The sequence below is a fragment of the Phaeobacter sp. JH20_29 genome (assembly GCF_048056175.1).
In the GTDB taxonomy this organism is placed as follows: domain Bacteria; phylum Pseudomonadota; class Alphaproteobacteria; order Rhodobacterales; family Rhodobacteraceae; genus Phaeobacter; species Phaeobacter bryozoorum.
On sequence record NZ_JAYMWO010000003.1, the window covers coordinates 63,514 to 78,799 of the forward strand.

Here is a 15,286-nt window from a genome sequence, read left to right on the forward strand (position 1 = left end):
CGGGCGGGTTTTTCATGGCTCAGGTTGGGGTGGAGCCGGCAGCGCCGCCGTCATTTGCCAGCAGCGGTGCAAGCACCGGGGCAGGGGCCTCGATCAGATCGCTGAGACGGTATTTCATCAGCACCTCGGCAAAGGCCTGGGCTGCTTCGCAGAGCACCCCTTTGAGGCGGCAGTTGCCGACCAGCAGGCAGCTGCTGCAATCGACGATCTCCATCGGTTCGCCCATCGCCTGCACCACATCGCCGAGGCGAATCTCCGCCGGATCCATGTCCATCTGCACCCCGCCCGACCGGCCCCGGATGCTGCGGATATAGCCGTGGCGGACCAGCTCGCTGATGATCTTCATCACGGAACTGACCGGCAGCTGGTGCATGCGGCTCAATGTCTCAATCTCGAACATCTGCTCGGGCCGGCTGCCCAGCAAAATAAGGAGCCTCAGCGCGTAGTCGGTTTTCAGATTCAGCTTCATTGCGGGCTCCGGGTGGCGGCATCTGCGGTGTTTAATATTCATTTCGGTTGAATGTTTGTATAGCGGAAATATACATTCAGCTGAAATGAATGTTTTACCACGGCCACCCGGATATCCCGGTTCCGGCCAAAGCAGAGAAGGACCAGACCCATGGCACAGCCCCTGTCAGAGCAGACCAAGGCGATTGTGACCGCAACCGTTCCCGCGCTGGAGGCCCATGGTGGCGCCATCGTTGCGCAGATGTATGAGCGCCTGTTGGCCGATGCGGAAATCCGCGCCCTGTTCAACCAGTCACATCAGCAGAACGGGTCCAGCCAGCACGCGGCGCTGGCCAATGCGATCCTGGGCTACGCCCGCAATATCGACAATCTGGGCGCGCTGAGCGGCGTGGTGGAGCGGATCGTCAACAAACATGTCAGCCTGCAGATCAAGCCCGCGCATTACGCCCATGTGGCGACCGCGCTGCTGGGGGCGATCGAGGCGGTGCTGGGCGATGCGGCAACGCCGGAGGTGCTGGACGCCTGGGGGGCCGCCTATTGGTTCCTTGCCGATCTGCTGATCGCGGCGGAAAGCAGGATGTATGAGGAGATTGCCGCAGCGGAGGGCGGCTGGGAGGGCTGGCGCGATTTTGCCATCACCGGGATCCTGCGCGAGAGCGCTTCGGTCAAATCCTTTGTCCTGCGGCCGGTGGATGGCGGTGCGGTGCTGCGGCACAAGCCGGGGCAATATCTGTCCTTTGATTTCGATAGCCCCGAGACCGGCAAGGCGCGGCGGAACTATTCGATCTCCTGCGCGCCGAACGGGGAATACTACCGGATCTCGGTCAAGCAGGAGCCGGGTGGCGTGATCAGCGGCTGGCTGCATGAGGTCGCGGCGGAGGGCACCATCCTGCGCGTGGCGGCCCCGGCGGGGGATTTCTATCTGAAGGATCAGGCGGAGGCGGAGGTGGTGCTGCTGTCGGCCGGTGTCGGGCTGACGCCGATGGTTGCCATGCTGGAGAGCCTGGCCGCGAATGATCGCAGCGCCACCTATCTGCACGCGGCGGTCGATGGCGACAATCTGGCGATGGAGGGGCTGAGCAAATCACTGGCGAAACGCAGTGTGATCTTCCTCGAAACGCCGAGCGAGGCTGACCGCGCCGCCGCGCGTTATGACGTGGAAGGGCGGATCACCCCGGACTGGCTGGCGGCGAATACCAATACCGCCGTTTCGGACTATTACATCTGTGGGCCAAAGGGATTCATGGCGATGGCCATCGCGGGTCTGCGGGCGGCGAATGTCGATATGGAGCGGATCCATTATGAGTTCTTTGGTCCGGCGGAAGATCTGGGTGTCGCCTGACACCTGACGCCCGGTATCTGAGGGCTGACCGGACCCGTGCTGTGATATGGCCGCGACGCTGAGCTGTCGCGGCCATATTGCGTGATGCCTGTCGCGTGGTGGCCCTGTTAATGGGCGAGGAAGATCGGCAGCTCTGTCTGCTGGAGCATCGTGCGCGTGGTGCCGCCGAACATCGCCTGACGCATACGAGAGTGGCCATAGGCCCCCATCACCACCAGATCGGCGCCGATTTCGCGCGCCCGCGACTGGATGCTGGTGCCGATTTCCTGCCCGTTGCTGGCAAATTGCGACAGGGTGACGGCGCAGCCATGGTGGCTGAGCCAGGCGGCGATATCGGTGCCGGGATCCTCGCCATCGCGGCCATGGGACAGATCGGAGTCGATGCAGCCGATGATCACCTCGCTGGCCTTGCGCAGATAGGGCAGGGCGGCATGGGCGGCGCGCGCCGCTGACAGGCTGCTGTCCCAGGCGAGGAAAATGCGGTCGCGGTGGGCAAAGGGGCTGCCGTTCAGCATCAGCGGCACCGGGGACTGGAACAGGATGCCATAGGTGGCTTCGCGGAACACGGGGTCCGGGTCGGTCAGATCGTCGGCGATCTGGGCAATGTCGCAGGTCAGCGCCCGCCGTGCGGCGACCAGACCGATATCATTGCCCGACCAGACCGCGAACTGCACGTCGCCGGGGCAGTTGCTGCGGGCCAGCAGCGTCTCGATGTCGTCGACACGTTTCTTGGCGGCGGCCTTGTTCTGGCGAAGGCGTTCCAACGGACCGTCTGAGGCAACCAGAGCGGCGTAACCTGAGTGGCCAAAGGCGAAACTGGGCGGACCGGGCAGCGCCTCCAGCAACAGGCAGGCGAGATGCGCCTCCTGTTCGGCGGCGGCCTCGGCGGCGGCGGTGATGGTCTCGTCGCGGGTGTCTTTGCTGAGGATGAAGAGGGATGTTCTGCGTTGCATGGCGTGCCTCCTGACGGGATGCGGCGGGCGGATCTGCCCGCGGCTGACGTCATTAGATCATCTGTGACAGCGGCCGCCATGATCCTGATCAAGCCTCGGCCGGTTGTCGCGACCGGGAGCAAGGAGGCACAGCACGGGCGCGCGACCTGCCGGGGCTAACAGGCGATTTTGCAGCTGCGGCATCACGTCCTCTTGCCGCAGTATACGATGGGATGCCGTCATGGGTTTGGACGGCGCGGCTATGTATTTCCAGAGAAATCACGGCAGGGCAAAGGCGGAAAATCGCTCACCTTAACGTTGTGTAAGTTTCATAAAACTGCCGCTTGACGGATACAAAGCATACTGTAAGTTGCGTGCAAACACGTAAAAGGCGAAGAAAATTCTGCGCCGAAACCTGTTGAAACTTTGTCGAAGGTCCCGTCGTGTCATGAATATCATTCTCTTTGCGCCGCCAAAAATCCTTTTACAGCATAGTGTTACCGATTGGGTTGAGGCGATTGGGCCAGCCAGCATCATCCTGACCTGCGCCAGTGCCAAAGCGGCGTTGATGGACAGCTTTCCCGAGGGGCTGGATATCCGCTTCTTTCAGAATTTCAATGATAACGCGGAGGTGGAGCTGGCGGCGATTGACATTGCGCGCGGCCTTGCGGGTCCGGTCTGTGTCGCGCTGGCGGAGATTGACGTGCTGCGCGCCGCGCGGGTGAATGACTACCTCGGCGTGTCGACGGATGCTGCGGTGCAGCTCGACGCCTATCGCGACAAATACGCGATGAAGACCCGCGCGCGGGAGGCAGGGCTGCCGGTCAGCGACATGGCGGTGGTGCGCAATGCGATGGATATCCGCCGATTTATCGACAGCTGGGGGTATCCGGTTGTTCTGAAGCCCCGCGACGGGCGCGGATCAAACGGGGTCTGCGTGATCCGCGGGGCCGACGATCTGGCGGGATGGCTGGCGCGGCAGGACAGTACGACGTTTTACAACACGATGATCGAGCGGTTTGTCGCCGGCGATCATTATATCGTCAACGGGCTCTATGTGGATGGGCGCCCGATTGTGATTTCGCCGGTGCGGGTCCTGACCTCGGCGCTGGATTTCCTCGGCGGGCGTTCACATGATCTGCATATGCTGGAGCCGACGACGCCGCTGCGCGATCGGCTGGTGGCCTATTCCCGCCATCTGGTCGAAGAGGTGATGCCCTCGCCGCCGACGCTGTTGTTCCATCTTGAGGTCTTTGTCAGCCCGGATGGCACCATTGTCCTGGGCGAGATCGCCTCGCGGCTGGGCGGGGTGTTCTTCAACCAGGAAATGACCGAGGCCTGGGGGTTGGATCCGCGCATGACCTATCTGCGGGCGATGCGGGATCCGGGGTTTGAGAACACGGCACGGCCTGAGCCGATGCTGGAGCCCGTGCGGCTGGTTGGCCAGCTCTGCGTGCCGCCGCGCGACGGTGTGCTGCGCGCGGTGCCGGAGCGCTGCCCGTTCGAGTTCGTGCGTGCCTATCGGATGAGCGGCGTGGCGGGGCGGCAGTATGGTCAGATGGCCTATACCAATGCCGAGATCCTGAACGCCATCGTCGAGGGCGACAGCGAGGCGGAGCTGCGCGCGCGGCTGCGGCAGCTGGAGGATTGGTTCCACAGTGCCTGCCAATGGGAGACCAGCGCCGCGGCCTGATCCAGACCTGCCCCTGTTCGCCTGATGCCCAACAAAGGATCTACCACATGAAAATTGCTGTTCTCGGCGCGGGCTATGCCGGTGTCTCGGTCCTGGAGAATCTGGTCGCCACCCTGCCTGATCTGTCGGCGCTGTCGGTGGATGTTTTTGACAAGAGCCGCAGTTTTGGTCCCGGCGTGGCCTATCAGGAGGATGCCGAGACCAATCTGCTCAACCGGCCGCTTAAGCTGATGTATCTGGCGCGCCGCAATGATTTCCGCGACTGGCTGCGCCAGACCGGGGCGACGGAGGCGGCAGCGGATGAGGATGGTTTCCTACAGCGCGCCCTGTTCGGGCGGTTCCTGCAAAGCCGGTTCGATGCGCTGAGCGGTCGGGTGCGCACCGCGGGGGGGCGGATCCGCATGATTGGCGCCGAGGTGGAGACGATTGCCCCCAGCCCGCGCGCCGATGCGCTCTACCGTCTGGGCTGGATGGGCAGCGTGTCCGATTATGATGCGGTTTACCTGTGTCTGGGCACCAATCTGGAGGCCGACCCCTATGGGCTGGGCGGCACGCCGGGCTATTTCCGCGCGCCCTATCCGGCGGCCCGCCTGAAGGCGCTGACCCGTTTGCGGGTGGGCATTCTGGGCTGTCGGCTGACCGCCTATGATGTGGCGCTTGGGGTGAATGGCCGGCGGATGCTGATGACCTCGCGCCGGGCGGGGCTGCCCAAGGCGGTGACGGCCTATCGCCCGGTGACGCTGCACCATCTGACGCCGGCCGGTCTGGCGGCGCTGCGCAACGGCCCGGATGGCGGGCGGATTTCGCTGTCGGCGGTGATGGAGCTGTTTGAGGCCGAGATGCAGCATCAGGGGGTGGATGTCAGCTTTGCCGATCTGCTGCGCGGCGTCGACAGTGCCGACAATGATTTGGTGTCCAGCATTCTGGCCGAAACCAATATGCTGATCCCGCAGCTCTGGGCCAGTCTTTCGGATCGCGCCAAGGCGGCGTTCCTGCGCCATTTCCACCGGCTCTGGTCGAATATGCGGGTGCCGATCTCGCGCACCAATGCCGACCGTATCGCGATGTTGCAGGCCAGTGGCGCGCTCAGCCATCGCAGCGGGCTGCGCAATGTCAGCTTTCGCAATGGCCGCTATCGGATGGAGTTTGCCGATGGCATCGCCGAGGTGGATGCGGTGATCAATGCAACCGGCCTGCAGCGCGGGCTGGACGAGAGCAACCCGCTGATCCGCAGCCTGCTGGCGCAGGGCTTTGCCGAGCGGGACGCAACCGGCGGGATCAAGGTGCAGCTGGAGGATTGCCGGGTTTTGACCCGCGACGGGCGGCCATCGCCGGGCCTGTTTGCGCTGGGGCAGCTGACCTGCGGCACCTTCTATATGGTCAACAACATTGACGTGATCCACCATCAGGCACGCATTGCCACCGCATCGGCGCTGGCGCCGGCGGATATCCTGCGGAGCGTCGGCTGATGCTGCGGAATTTTGCGATCACCCTGCTGCTGGCCTGTGCCGGATCGGCGCTGGGATATCTGAGCGGGCTGCCGCTGGGGCAGCTTCTGGGGGCGGCGGGTCTGGTGCTGCTGGCCTGTCGATTTGGTCTGGCGCTGGCGACACCGCCGGCGGCCATTGTGGTGATCCAGCTGATCCTGGGCGCCAGCGTCGGGGCGCTGCTGAATGCCGAGATGCTGGAGGGCATGGCCGATCTGACCGTGCTTGCGGGGCTTCTGATCTGCATGTCGGCGCAGCTGGCGGCCGGGTTCACCTGGCTGTACCGGGTGGAAAAATGGACCCGCGCCGAGAGCCTCCTTGGGGCGGTGCCCGGCGCCATGGCGGCGGTGATGACCCTGACCGGCGAAGAGGGCAAGACCTCGGCCAAGATGGTCTTTGCCCATATGGTGCGGATGATCGCGCTGCTGGTTGCGGTGTTTCTGATCGCCGGTCCGCAGGAGGGATCGCAGGAGATCGCCGCATTGCCCGACGAGGCCGCCACAGGGGCGGGCACGCTGGCGGGCTACGCGATCTTTCTGCTGCTGGCGGCGGCGGCCTATGCGGCGGGGCGGGTGCTGGAGCGCTTTGCCATGCCGGCGCCCTATATGGTCACCGGTCTGATCCTGGCGGCGGGCACCAACCTTTGGCGCGGCAGCGATCCGATCGTGGTGCCGGAACCGCTGGTGCTGTTTGCCATGGCACTGCTGGGCGGGCTGATCGGCATCCGGCTGAAGGATATCACCCGTAGCGATATCGCAAGCTACCTGCGCGCCGGGCTGATCGTCACCTCGATCACCTTTGGGATCACGGTTGCCATGGCCTCGCTGTTCAGCCTGCTGACCGGTCAGCCGTTCCTGGTGCTGTTCATGTCCTGGGTGCCGGGTGGGGTCGAGGTGATGGTGGCCACCGCGCTGGCGCTGGGGCTGGAGCCTGCCTTTGTGATGCTGAACCATGTGCTGCGCATGTCGGTGCTGCATATCGCGCCGATGTTCATGAACCGCGAGATGTTCCGGTCCGCGCCTGATCCAATCCAACCGATGACAGATGACAGATGACGGGGAACGCCATGTCTGAACCGCAACGCAATATCCTGATGATTGGCGGTCGCGATCACACCTTTGTCCGTATCGGCGAGATGGGGCTGCGCTACAGCGCGCTTCAGATCCGGTCCCATCTGACCGAGCTGCTGCTTGATCAGGCCGAAACCGTGGTGGTGACCGATTACGAGGATGTGAAAACCAGCGTCGCGCTGGCCCGCGCCCTGCATCGCAAGACGCCGTTTGATGCGGTGTTCTCCTTTGCCGAATATGGGTTTCTGACCGCCGCGCATATCGCCGAGGCGCTGGATCTGCCGAGCAATTGCCAGGTGCCGACGGTCCGGCTGACGCGCAACAAACGACGGATGCGCGAGACGCTGCGGGCGGCGGGTATCGAGGATGTGCCCTTTGCCCGCGTGCGCACGGTGGCGGAGATCGCCGGGTTTGTGGCGCGCCATGGCGACAGCATCGTCAAACCGGCCGAGGGCGGCGGCAGCGAGGGGGTTCATTTCGTCGATGGCTCCACCGATATTCAGACCGCATTGTCCCATGCGTTGCAGGTGGGCCGCGAGGAGCTGATCGCCGAGGCGTTTATTCCCGGGCCGGAATACAGTGTCGAAACCATGTCGGTTGGCGGTCGTCACCGGGTGCTTCAGATCACCGAGAAGACCACCAGCGGCGCGCCCTATTTCATCGAGAGCGGCCATGTGCAGCCCGCCGCCCTGAGTGCCGCGGATGAGGCCAGAATTGCCGAGCGGGTTCAGGCGCTGCTGGAGGCGGTCGGTTACCGGACCGGCCCGGCCCATACCGAGGTAAAGCTGCACGACGGGGCGGTCTATATCATCGAGACCCAGACCCGCAACGGCGGTGACCAGATCTGGGAGCTGACCCTGGAAACCACCGGTGCCGATGTGTTCAAGGAGACCTTTGCCGCGGTGCTCGGGCTTGCCTATGATGCGCCGCCGCCCTCCACCGCGGCGATGGCGATCCGCTACATGCTGGCGCAGGACCGCACATTGGATGCGATCACCGGGCTGGACTGCGCCGCCAGTTCCGAAGGTGTGGCGCGGGTGCATTCCTCTGCCAAACCGGGCACCCGCTATGATGCGGTGCTGTCTGCGGCCTCTCGGGTTGCCTATGTGCTGGCGCGCGGTGACAGCCGCGAGCAGGCGCTGGCCCATGCCGAGGCCGCCGTGGCCCGGATCGCGCTGAGGTAATGCGGCACCGGCCTGCGGCCCCCTGATCATCGCCTCAAATCAACGTCCCATGAAATCAAGTCCCATGACAAGGAGCCAGACCATGGCCATTGCCATTCACGACCCTACCCTGCGCGACGGCAATCATGCCATCGCCCATGCGCTGAGCCTTGACGATATTGCCGCCTATTGCCGGACCGTGGATGGCTGCGGCCTGGCGGTGGTCGAGGTCGGCCATGGCAACGGGCTGGGGGCCTCCTCGTTGCAGCTGGGCATGGCGCGCCATGCAGATATCGAGATGCTGGAAACCGCCCGCGCCAATCTCAGCCAGACCAAGCTGGGCATTCATGCGATCCCCGGTTTTGCCAAGATCTCGGACATCAAATCGGCCATCGGCGCCGGGGTGGATGTGTTCCGCATCGCCTCGCATTGCACCGAAGGCGATCTGACCCAGAGCTACATCGAATATGCCCGCAGCCAGGACAAATATGTTCAGGGTGTGCTGATGATGACCCATATGGCGCCTGCGGATGTGCTGCTGGCGCAGGCGCGGCGGCAGGTGTCCTATGGCGCCAATGCCATTGTCCTGATGGATTCCGCAGGCAATTACGACCCCCGCGACACAAGCGAGAAGATCGGCGTTCTGGCGGCTGAGCTGGAGGTGCCGGTGGGGTTTCACGCGCATAACAATCTGGGACTGGCGATTGCCAATTCCATCGCCGCCGCCGAGGCGGGCGCAACCATTCTGGATGGTACCATGCGCGGGTTTGGTGCCGGGGCCGGCAATACCCAGCTGGAGGTGCTCTGTGCGGTGCTGGAGCGCTACGGGTTTGAGACCGGAACCGATGTCTTTGCGCTCTGCGAGGCGGTGGAAGCGCTGCCCGAGCTGCCGCCGGTGCAGCGGCGCACCATCGTGGGCACCTCTAACCTGATCAGCGGCATCTACGGCGTCTGTGCCGGTTTTGAAAAACATGTGACCCGCGCGGCGCAGGATTTCGGCGTTGCACCACGGTTCATCTACGAAGAGCTGTCGCGCTGCAACGCCGTGGCCGGGCAGGAGGATCTGATCATCTCGGCGGCGGCGCGGCTGGCCCGGACGGCGGCACCCGCATTGGAAGGAGTGGACGCATGAAACTGAGAACCGCCATCATAGGCAGCGGCAATATTGGCTGTGACGTGCTGTGCAAGGTGCAGCGTTCCGCGCTGCTGGAGTGCACCCTGTTTGCCGGGCGCAATGCGGCATCGCCGGGGCTGGCGCTGGCCCGAAGCCGTGGCATCCCGGTGACCGATCGCGGGGCGGAGGGGCTGTTTGCCGCGCTCGACAGTTTTGATCTGGTGTTCGACGCCACCTCCTCGGCGGCGCATCAGGCCCATGCCCCGGCTTTGCAGGCGGCGGGCAAGGTGCTGATCAACCTGACCCCGGCTCCCAATGGTGCGCTCTGCGTGCCGTCGCTGAACGGCGATGCGCTGCTGGCGGCCGGCAATATCAACATGATCACCTGCGGCGGGCAGGCCTCGATCCCGATTGCCCAGGCGATGACGGCGGCGAACCCGGAGATCCACTATCTGGAGGTGGTGTCCTCGATCAGTGCCGAAAGCGCGGGGCCGGCCACGCGGCTGAACCTCAATCACTATATCGAAACCACCGAAGACGCGCTGCGGCAGTTCACCGGCTGCAACCGGGTGAAGGCGATCCTAAACATCAACCCGGCAAAGCCGAACGTCTATATGCAGACAGCAATCTCCGCGCTGGCAGAGCAGCATGATCTGGAGGCCACCCGGAGCGCTATCGCCGGGGCGGTGGCGCGGTTGCGCGCGGCGGTGCCGGGCTATGACGTGATCGTTGAGCCGCATGTTACCGGGGATCGGCTGTTCACCATGGTGCGGGTCACCGGGGCCGGAGATTATCTGGATCCGTCGGCGGGCAATCTGGATATCATCACCGCCGCCGCCACGCGGATGGCCGAGGCCATTGCCCGTGACCGCACCGCGCGGGACAGCCACCCGCCGGTGGCGCAGCCGATGGAGAGCGTGGCCTGATGCGCATGTCGGAGTTCCGGCGCTGTGGCGCCGCCATCGCAGGCCGGGGAGGTTGCCATGCCTGATCTGCCCGCGCTTCACCGCGATACGCCCTTCTGTCCGATTCTGGCGCTGGCCGGACGGATCCAGAGCCGCCCTGACCCGGTGGTCGATTTCTCTATCGGGGTGCCCAATTTCACACCGCCGCAGCGGGTTTACGAGGCGGCGATTGCCGCGATCCGTGCCGATCGCTGCCGCTATGGTCCGAGCCGGGGCGAGGCCGGGCTGATTGAGGCCTATCTGCACTATCTGGCTCAGCTGGGGCTGGATCAGTTCGGCGCGGAGAATATTGCTGTGGGACAGGGCGGCAAGCATCTGCTTTATGCGCTGTTTCAGGTGCTGTTCCAGCCCGGCGATACCGTGGTCATCCCGGCGCCCTGCTGGCCGACCTATTTCGACATTGCCCGGCTCAGCGGGGTTGAGGTGCGCACGCCCTATTGCGGGCTGCATCAGGGGTACAAGCTGGACCCCGCGACGCTGGAGGCGGCCTTGGGTGGGCGGCCTCGGGCGCTGGTGCTGAACAACCCGTCCAACCCCACCGGCGCGGTCTACAGCAGATCGGAGCTGGCGGCGCTGGCCGAGGTGCTGCGGCGCCATGATGTGTGGATCATCAGCGACGATGTCTACCAGCGCTTTGTCTATGCCGACGAGCCGTGCCCGCATCTGCTGGAGATCGCGCCCGATCTGGCGTCGCGGATCATCAAGGTGGACAGTATTTCAAAGCTATACGGGATGCCGGGATGGCGCGCGGGTCTGCTGGCTGCGCCAACGGAGGTGGCGGCGGCGGTTGCCACGCTCAACAGCAACTCGATCTCCAATATGCCGCCGGTGGTGGCCGCCGCCGCGGCGGAGGCGCTGGCGGGCGATCAGGGGTTCTCGCAGCGGATGACCGAGGGCTACCGGATGCGGCGGGATCTTCTGCTCACGGCGTTTGACAGCGCACCGCAGATCCGCTGCGCCCGCCCAGGCGGGGCATTCTACCTGTTCCCCGATATCTCGCGGGTCTTTGGCACCCTGCACCGGGGGCGGATGATCAGCACCGATGAGGATCTCTGCAATCTGCTGCTGGAAGAATATGGCGTGGCTGCTGTTCCCGGTCGTCATTTTGGCGCGCCGGACAATATCCGGCTGTCCTATGCCATCGACGCGGATCAGGTTCGGCTGGGCGCCAGTCAGATCCTGCGGTGCCTGGCAGAGCTGGAGGACACAGCGGCAGCGCGGCACACCGCCCGGCCGCCGGTGATGGAAGTCGTTTCCTGATCTGGCCGGGGTGGGCTGGCCGTCGCAGGTCAGCCTACCCCCGCGGGCATCAGTCCAGCCGCAGCCGGAGCGCGGCATAGACCAGCAGGAGGCCGCAGCAGCTGGCGGAGATCAGGAAAGGCGCACGCAGGGCGAGGTCGCGGCCAAGCTCCGGTTCCAGCAGCGCCACGACGGCACCGCCCGTCAGCGCGCCAAGCGGCATCGAGCCCCAGCCAAAGCAGCGGTAGATGCTGTTCACCCGGCCCAGCAGTTCGGACGGGATGCGGCGCTGGCGCCAGGAGACGGTGATCACGTTCCAGACCATCGCCGCCGCCATCACGCCAAACATCGCCAGCGCCATGATGATGCCGCTGCTGCTGACACCGATCAGCGCATAGCCAACCGCCCAGCCCGCAATCGACAGGTAAAGGCAGGGCTGCACCCCGATCAGGCGGCTGAGGCGCGGCGCAATCAGGCTGCCGGTCACAGCACCAAGGGCGGCAACCGACAGGACAAACCCGTATTCGGTAGGGCCGAGGCCAAGCACCTCCTGCGCGAAAAGCACCTCTACGGTGATGGTTGCGGTGGCGAGGAAATTGGCGATGCCAAGCACGACGGCCAGCCGCAGCAGCAGCCCATCGCCGCGCATGAAGGTGATGCCCTGCATCAGCGCCTTGCCAAAGCTCTGCTGCACCGGCGCGCGCGGCGACAGGCTGATCAGCCAGACAAAACCGGCCGCCAGCACCAGCACGACCACATCCAGTCCAAAGGGAATAGCGATGCCGGCCGCGATCAGCAGGCCGGCGAGCGGCGGCCCGATGAACTGGCCGGTGAGCTGTTCGGCGGTCCACATCTGGCCATTTGCCGCCTCAAGATCGGAGCTGGCAACGATATCGGGCAGGATGGTCTGGGCGGCATTGTCGCGGATCACCTCCGCCGCGCCAAGGAGGAAGGCCAGGCCGGCCAGCGCCCAGATGGCCCCGGCCGCCGGTGCGCTGAGCGCGAGCATGAGGATGGCGAGCACGATCACGGCGCGCAGCAGGTCAGCGCGGGCTATCAGCTTGCGCCGGTCGGCCATATCCGCGATCACCCCGGCGGGCAGCGCAAAGAACAGCCAGGGCAGGCGACCGGCTGCGGCCACGGCGGCAATCGCCACCGGATCGCGGGTCATCAGCGTTGCCAGCCAGGGCAGCGCCAGCAGGATGAACCCATCGCCGAGGTTGGTCAGCGCCCCGGCTGTGAACAGCAGCCGGTAATTGCGGTTACGAAGCAGGAGCGGGGAGGCCATGGTGGGGATGCCCTGAGGTTGTTCCGGTCCGGCGATACTAGCGCGCAGGGGCTGCGCTGTCACGGCTGCCGGTGCCGCTCAATCGAGCCGATACCCGGCGCCGCGCAGGGTCACGATGGCGTCACCTTCGGGGCCGAATTTCTTGCGCAGGCGGCCGATATAGACATCAACGATATTGGTCATCGGGTCCGACTGCGTGCCCCAGACCGCATTCAGAATGCGTTCCCGGCTGAGGGCGCGGCCAATGTTCTTGATCAGCAGCACGGCCAGCTCGCGCTCCTTGCTGGAGAGCGCGACCGGGCGGCCGTCCACGTAGAATTCCAGCGCGCGGGGATCAAAGGAGAGGCCGCGATGGGTGATCACCTCATCGTCGGGTGTGCTCCCATAGCCGACCCGGCGGCGATGCAGCGCCTCCAGCCTTGCGACCAGCTCCTCAAAATCGAAGGGTTTGGGCAGGTAGTCGTCGGCACAGATGCGCAGGCCCGCGACCCGTTCGTCGGTTGAATCCAGCGCGGTGAGCATCAGAACAGGGGTGGTGTTGGCGCGGGCGCGCATCCGCTGGCAGACCTCGATGCCGGAGATCCCCGGCAGCATCAGATCGAGGATCACCACATCAAAGTCGCGTGTTTGCAGGAACCCCAGCGCCAGTTCGCCATCCACCACGTGCTCGACGCTGAAGCCCTCAGCCTTCAGCCCCCGGCGTATGAAATCGGCTACGCGCTCTTCATCCTCTACAAGCAGAATATTCATCAGCTGTTCTCTGGCGTCCTGTGACTATGGGTCGGCATCCGTGGAGATCGTCAGCACAACCGTTGTGCCCCCCGTTGGGCGATCAAAGATCCGCGCCGAGCCGCCGTGGGCCTCGGCGATGGAGCGCACGATCGGCAGACCAAGGCCCAGCCCTTCGATATAGCGGCCGCTGGCGTTGGAGCCGCGAAAGAAGCGCTCGAAGGCCAGTTCCTTTTCCGCGTTATCCACGCCCGGCCCGTCATCGGACACCGCAATCTCAACGATATCGCCATGGGTCTGAAGGGTGACGGCGATCATGTCGCCGCCGTGGTATTTGGCATTTTCCAGCAGGGCGAGCACGGCCTGACGGATCCGCTGGCCATCGGCGATGACGATCACCTTGTCGCGCTGCGGCTCAAAGCGCACCTCGGCCCCGCAGAGTGCGATCACCTCGTGGATCAGCTTGATCAGATCGACGGGTTTCCTGACCAGTTCAAGCGAGCCGGATTCCTTGCGCGCGATGAACAGAAGGTCGCTGATCAGATTGGCGGTGTGATTGGCGGCCAGCCGGGTCTTGGTCAGGGCGTCCTTGTATTCCTCGACGGTTTTGTCGGCGCCGCGCAGCGCCACGTCACTTTCGCCCTGAATGACGGTCAGCGGGGTGCGCAGCTCATGGCTGACATCTGCCAGCAGCTGGCGGCGGTTCTGTTCGGATTTTCGCGCCTCGGTCAGCAGTTTTTCCAGCGTTTCGGTACGCTGGCGGACGGCCTGTTCCAGTTCCTCGTTCTGGGTGGTCAGGTTTTTGGTGCGGGCCGAGACCACTGCGGACATTTCATCCAGAACGCCGGCGATTTCCGACAGTTCGCTGCGCCCCGGCAGGGCGATCCGGCTGGAAAAATCCCCGGCCGCAAATTGCCGCACACCACCCAGAAGCTGCCTTAACGGGCGGGTGAATTCGCGGCGAAAGACAATCAGCGCGATGGCGGTGATGCAGAGAAAGGCCACCGCCAACCCAAAGGAGATCATGCGCACCAGCGCCATCTTTGCGCTGGCTTCGGCCTCAGCTCTTGAGACTTCCTCCTGCTCTTCGGTGAGCGCCGTTGAGATCAGCGTTCGGAAATCTTCCTTGATGTCTTCGTTGAGGGCCAGCGACACCTGGCGCCAGTCGCCACCGATGCCATCTGCGGCCTCGCGCGACTGCGCCCGCCGGTAAAGGTCGAGGATGTCGTCAATGATCTCCTCAATCTTGTCCAGCAGCATCAGCTCTGCCAGCTCCTCGTCGCCGACCAGCTCGATTTCCTGCTCAATGGCGGCGCGAATATTGGTGATATGGGTCTGGAGGCGGTCGGAAATATCGGTGATATCCGCCACCTGCCCGGTGTCATCGGCCAGCAGCAGATCGCCAAAACGCTTGAACAGAAGATAGGTGTCTGCCGCCAGTTTCAGATGGTGTTCAAAGGAGGTGTGAGCCAGCGAAATGCGGTAATTGTGCAGATCGCTTTGTCTGGCGGCCCAGACCGCAACTGACACACTGGCAGCGGCTGCCAGCAGTACCACGGCCGCGAAAATATTGACAATATGCACTATTTTCATTGGTCGAGGTGGTCCCGTCGTTGTGGGTCGGGCTGCCAATTGCGAGGTCAGCCGGTGCGGGGTTTGGGTTGGCTACGCACCGGCTGACCATAACCCTGTCAGGGCCGCCAGTGGTAGAGTTAGTTTGCAGCAATGACAGCGTCCTGACGAAATCATGAACAACAGATGAACGAATGCGCCGCCAAGGGCTGCTGACCGGCCAT

General features: G+C 64.3%; 13 protein-coding genes. 8 read left to right on the top strand and 5 right to left on the bottom strand.

The annotated features are described in order from the left end of the window. Positions 1-19: 19 nt before the first annotated feature. Positions 20-469 (bottom strand): RrF2 family transcriptional regulator, encoded by a 450-nt coding sequence (locus VWZ85_RS01540; protein WP_416586743.1) that lies wholly within the window; start codon positions 467-469, stop codon positions 20-22. 150 nt (positions 470-619) lie between these two features. Here VWZ85_RS01540 and hmpA point away from each other — a divergent pair, with 150 nt between their 5' ends. Further along, entirely contained in the window at positions 620-1,810 is a 1,191-nt protein-coding gene (gene hmpA / locus VWZ85_RS01545; protein WP_340547783.1) for an NO-inducible flavohemoprotein, read from the top strand. Between the two features lie 107 nt (positions 1,811-1,917). Here the strand turns inward: hmpA and VWZ85_RS01550 are convergent, their stop codons facing one another. Next, positions 1,918-2,763 (bottom strand): universal stress protein, encoded by an 846-nt coding sequence (locus tag VWZ85_RS01550; RefSeq protein ID WP_340547784.1) that lies wholly within the window; start codon positions 2,761-2,763, stop codon positions 1,918-1,920. Between the two features lie 427 nt (positions 2,764-3,190). Between VWZ85_RS01550 and VWZ85_RS01555 the strand changes: the two genes are divergently transcribed. The 7 genes from VWZ85_RS01555 (at position 3,191) to VWZ85_RS01585 (ending at position 11,494) form a co-directional block, all read left to right on the top strand. Beyond that, the gene (locus VWZ85_RS01555; RefSeq protein WP_416586746.1) at positions 3,191-4,435 is read left to right on the top strand and encodes an ATP-grasp domain-containing protein; all 1,245 of its coding nucleotides are present in this window, start codon (positions 3,191-3,193) and stop codon (positions 4,433-4,435) included. Between the two features lie 47 nt (positions 4,436-4,482). Beyond that, positions 4,483-5,904: an FAD/NAD(P)-binding protein gene (locus tag VWZ85_RS01560; RefSeq protein WP_416535319.1), complete on the top strand. Its 1,422-nt coding sequence runs from the start codon at positions 4,483-4,485 to the stop codon at positions 5,902-5,904. Then, a complete protein-coding gene (locus tag VWZ85_RS01565) occupies positions 5,904-6,977 on the top strand; it encodes an AbrB family transcriptional regulator (protein WP_416535320.1) in 1,074 nt (357 codons plus the stop codon). The genes VWZ85_RS01560 and VWZ85_RS01565 overlap by 1 nt, the downstream gene beginning before the upstream one ends. Positions 6,978-6,988: 11 nt before the next feature. Further along, the gene (locus tag VWZ85_RS01570; RefSeq protein ID WP_416552659.1) at positions 6,989-8,176 is read left to right on the top strand and encodes an ATP-grasp domain-containing protein; all 1,188 of its coding nucleotides are present in this window, start codon (positions 6,989-6,991) and stop codon (positions 8,174-8,176) included. Between the two features lie 82 nt (positions 8,177-8,258). Continuing rightward, complete coding sequence (gene dmpG, locus VWZ85_RS01575) at positions 8,259-9,287, top strand: 4-hydroxy-2-oxovalerate aldolase (protein WP_340547789.1); 1,029 nt, start codon at positions 8,259-8,261, stop codon at positions 9,285-9,287. After that, a complete protein-coding gene (locus VWZ85_RS01580) occupies positions 9,284-10,195 on the top strand; it encodes an acetaldehyde dehydrogenase (acetylating) (protein ID WP_416535322.1) in 912 nt (303 codons plus the stop codon). Before dmpG ends, VWZ85_RS01580 begins: the two co-directional genes overlap by 4 nt. Positions 10,196-10,252: 57 nt before the next feature. After that, the gene (locus tag VWZ85_RS01585) at positions 10,253-11,494 is read left to right on the top strand and encodes an aminotransferase class I/II-fold pyridoxal phosphate-dependent enzyme (RefSeq protein ID WP_340547791.1); all 1,242 of its coding nucleotides are present in this window, start codon (positions 10,253-10,255) and stop codon (positions 11,492-11,494) included. Positions 11,495-11,543: 49 nt separating this feature from the next. On the opposite strand, the gene VWZ85_RS01590 is transcribed toward VWZ85_RS01585, so the two are convergent. The 3 genes from VWZ85_RS01590 to VWZ85_RS01600 all read right to left on the bottom strand — a co-directional run bounded on the left by VWZ85_RS01590 (position 11,544) and on the right by VWZ85_RS01600 (position 15,083). Then, complete coding sequence (locus VWZ85_RS01590; RefSeq protein ID WP_416586749.1) at positions 11,544-12,761, bottom strand: MFS transporter; 1,218 nt, start codon at positions 12,759-12,761, stop codon at positions 11,544-11,546. Between the two features lie 78 nt (positions 12,762-12,839). Further along, positions 12,840-13,511, bottom strand: a complete 672-nt coding sequence (locus VWZ85_RS01595; RefSeq protein ID WP_416586752.1) for a response regulator transcription factor — start codon at positions 13,509-13,511, stop codon at positions 12,840-12,842. Positions 13,512-13,535: 24 nt separating this feature from the next. Beyond that, a complete protein-coding gene (locus VWZ85_RS01600) occupies positions 13,536-15,083 on the bottom strand; it encodes an ATP-binding protein (RefSeq protein WP_416595408.1) in 1,548 nt (515 codons plus the stop codon). Between the last annotated feature and the right edge of the window lie 203 nt (positions 15,084-15,286).

What these genes read in the sequence shown, in the direction of transcription:
- VWZ85_RS01540 (WP_416586743.1), bottom strand. Translation starts at nt 469, where the DNA reads ATGAAGCTGAATCTGAAAACCGACTACGCGCTGAGGCTCCTTATTTTG.
- hmpA (WP_340547783.1), top strand. Translation starts at nt 620, where the DNA reads ATGGCACAGCCCCTGTCAGAGCAGACCAAGGCGATTGTGACCGCAACC.
- VWZ85_RS01550 (WP_340547784.1), bottom strand. Translation starts at nt 2,763, where the DNA reads ATGCAACGCAGAACATCCCTCTTCATCCTCAGCAAAGACACCCGCGAC.
- VWZ85_RS01555 (WP_416586746.1), top strand. Translation starts at nt 3,191, where the DNA reads ATGAATATCATTCTCTTTGCGCCGCCAAAAATCCTTTTACAGCATAGT.
- VWZ85_RS01560 (WP_416535319.1), top strand. Translation starts at nt 4,483, where the DNA reads ATGAAAATTGCTGTTCTCGGCGCGGGCTATGCCGGTGTCTCGGTCCTG.
- VWZ85_RS01565 (WP_416535320.1), top strand. Translation starts at nt 5,904, where the DNA reads ATGCTGCGGAATTTTGCGATCACCCTGCTGCTGGCCTGTGCCGGATCG.
- VWZ85_RS01570 (WP_416552659.1), top strand. Translation starts at nt 6,989, where the DNA reads ATGTCTGAACCGCAACGCAATATCCTGATGATTGGCGGTCGCGATCAC.
- dmpG (WP_340547789.1), top strand. Translation starts at nt 8,259, where the DNA reads ATGGCCATTGCCATTCACGACCCTACCCTGCGCGACGGCAATCATGCC.
- VWZ85_RS01580 (WP_416535322.1), top strand. Translation starts at nt 9,284, where the DNA reads ATGAAACTGAGAACCGCCATCATAGGCAGCGGCAATATTGGCTGTGAC.
- VWZ85_RS01585 (WP_340547791.1), top strand. Translation starts at nt 10,253, where the DNA reads ATGCCTGATCTGCCCGCGCTTCACCGCGATACGCCCTTCTGTCCGATT.
- VWZ85_RS01590 (WP_416586749.1), bottom strand. Translation starts at nt 12,761, where the DNA reads ATGGCCTCCCCGCTCCTGCTTCGTAACCGCAATTACCGGCTGCTGTTC.
- VWZ85_RS01595 (WP_416586752.1), bottom strand. Translation starts at nt 13,511, where the DNA reads ATGAATATTCTGCTTGTAGAGGATGAAGAGCGCGTAGCCGATTTCATA.
- VWZ85_RS01600 (WP_416595408.1), bottom strand. Translation starts at nt 15,083, where the DNA reads ATGAAAATAGTGCATATTGTCAATATTTTCGCGGCCGTGGTACTGCTG.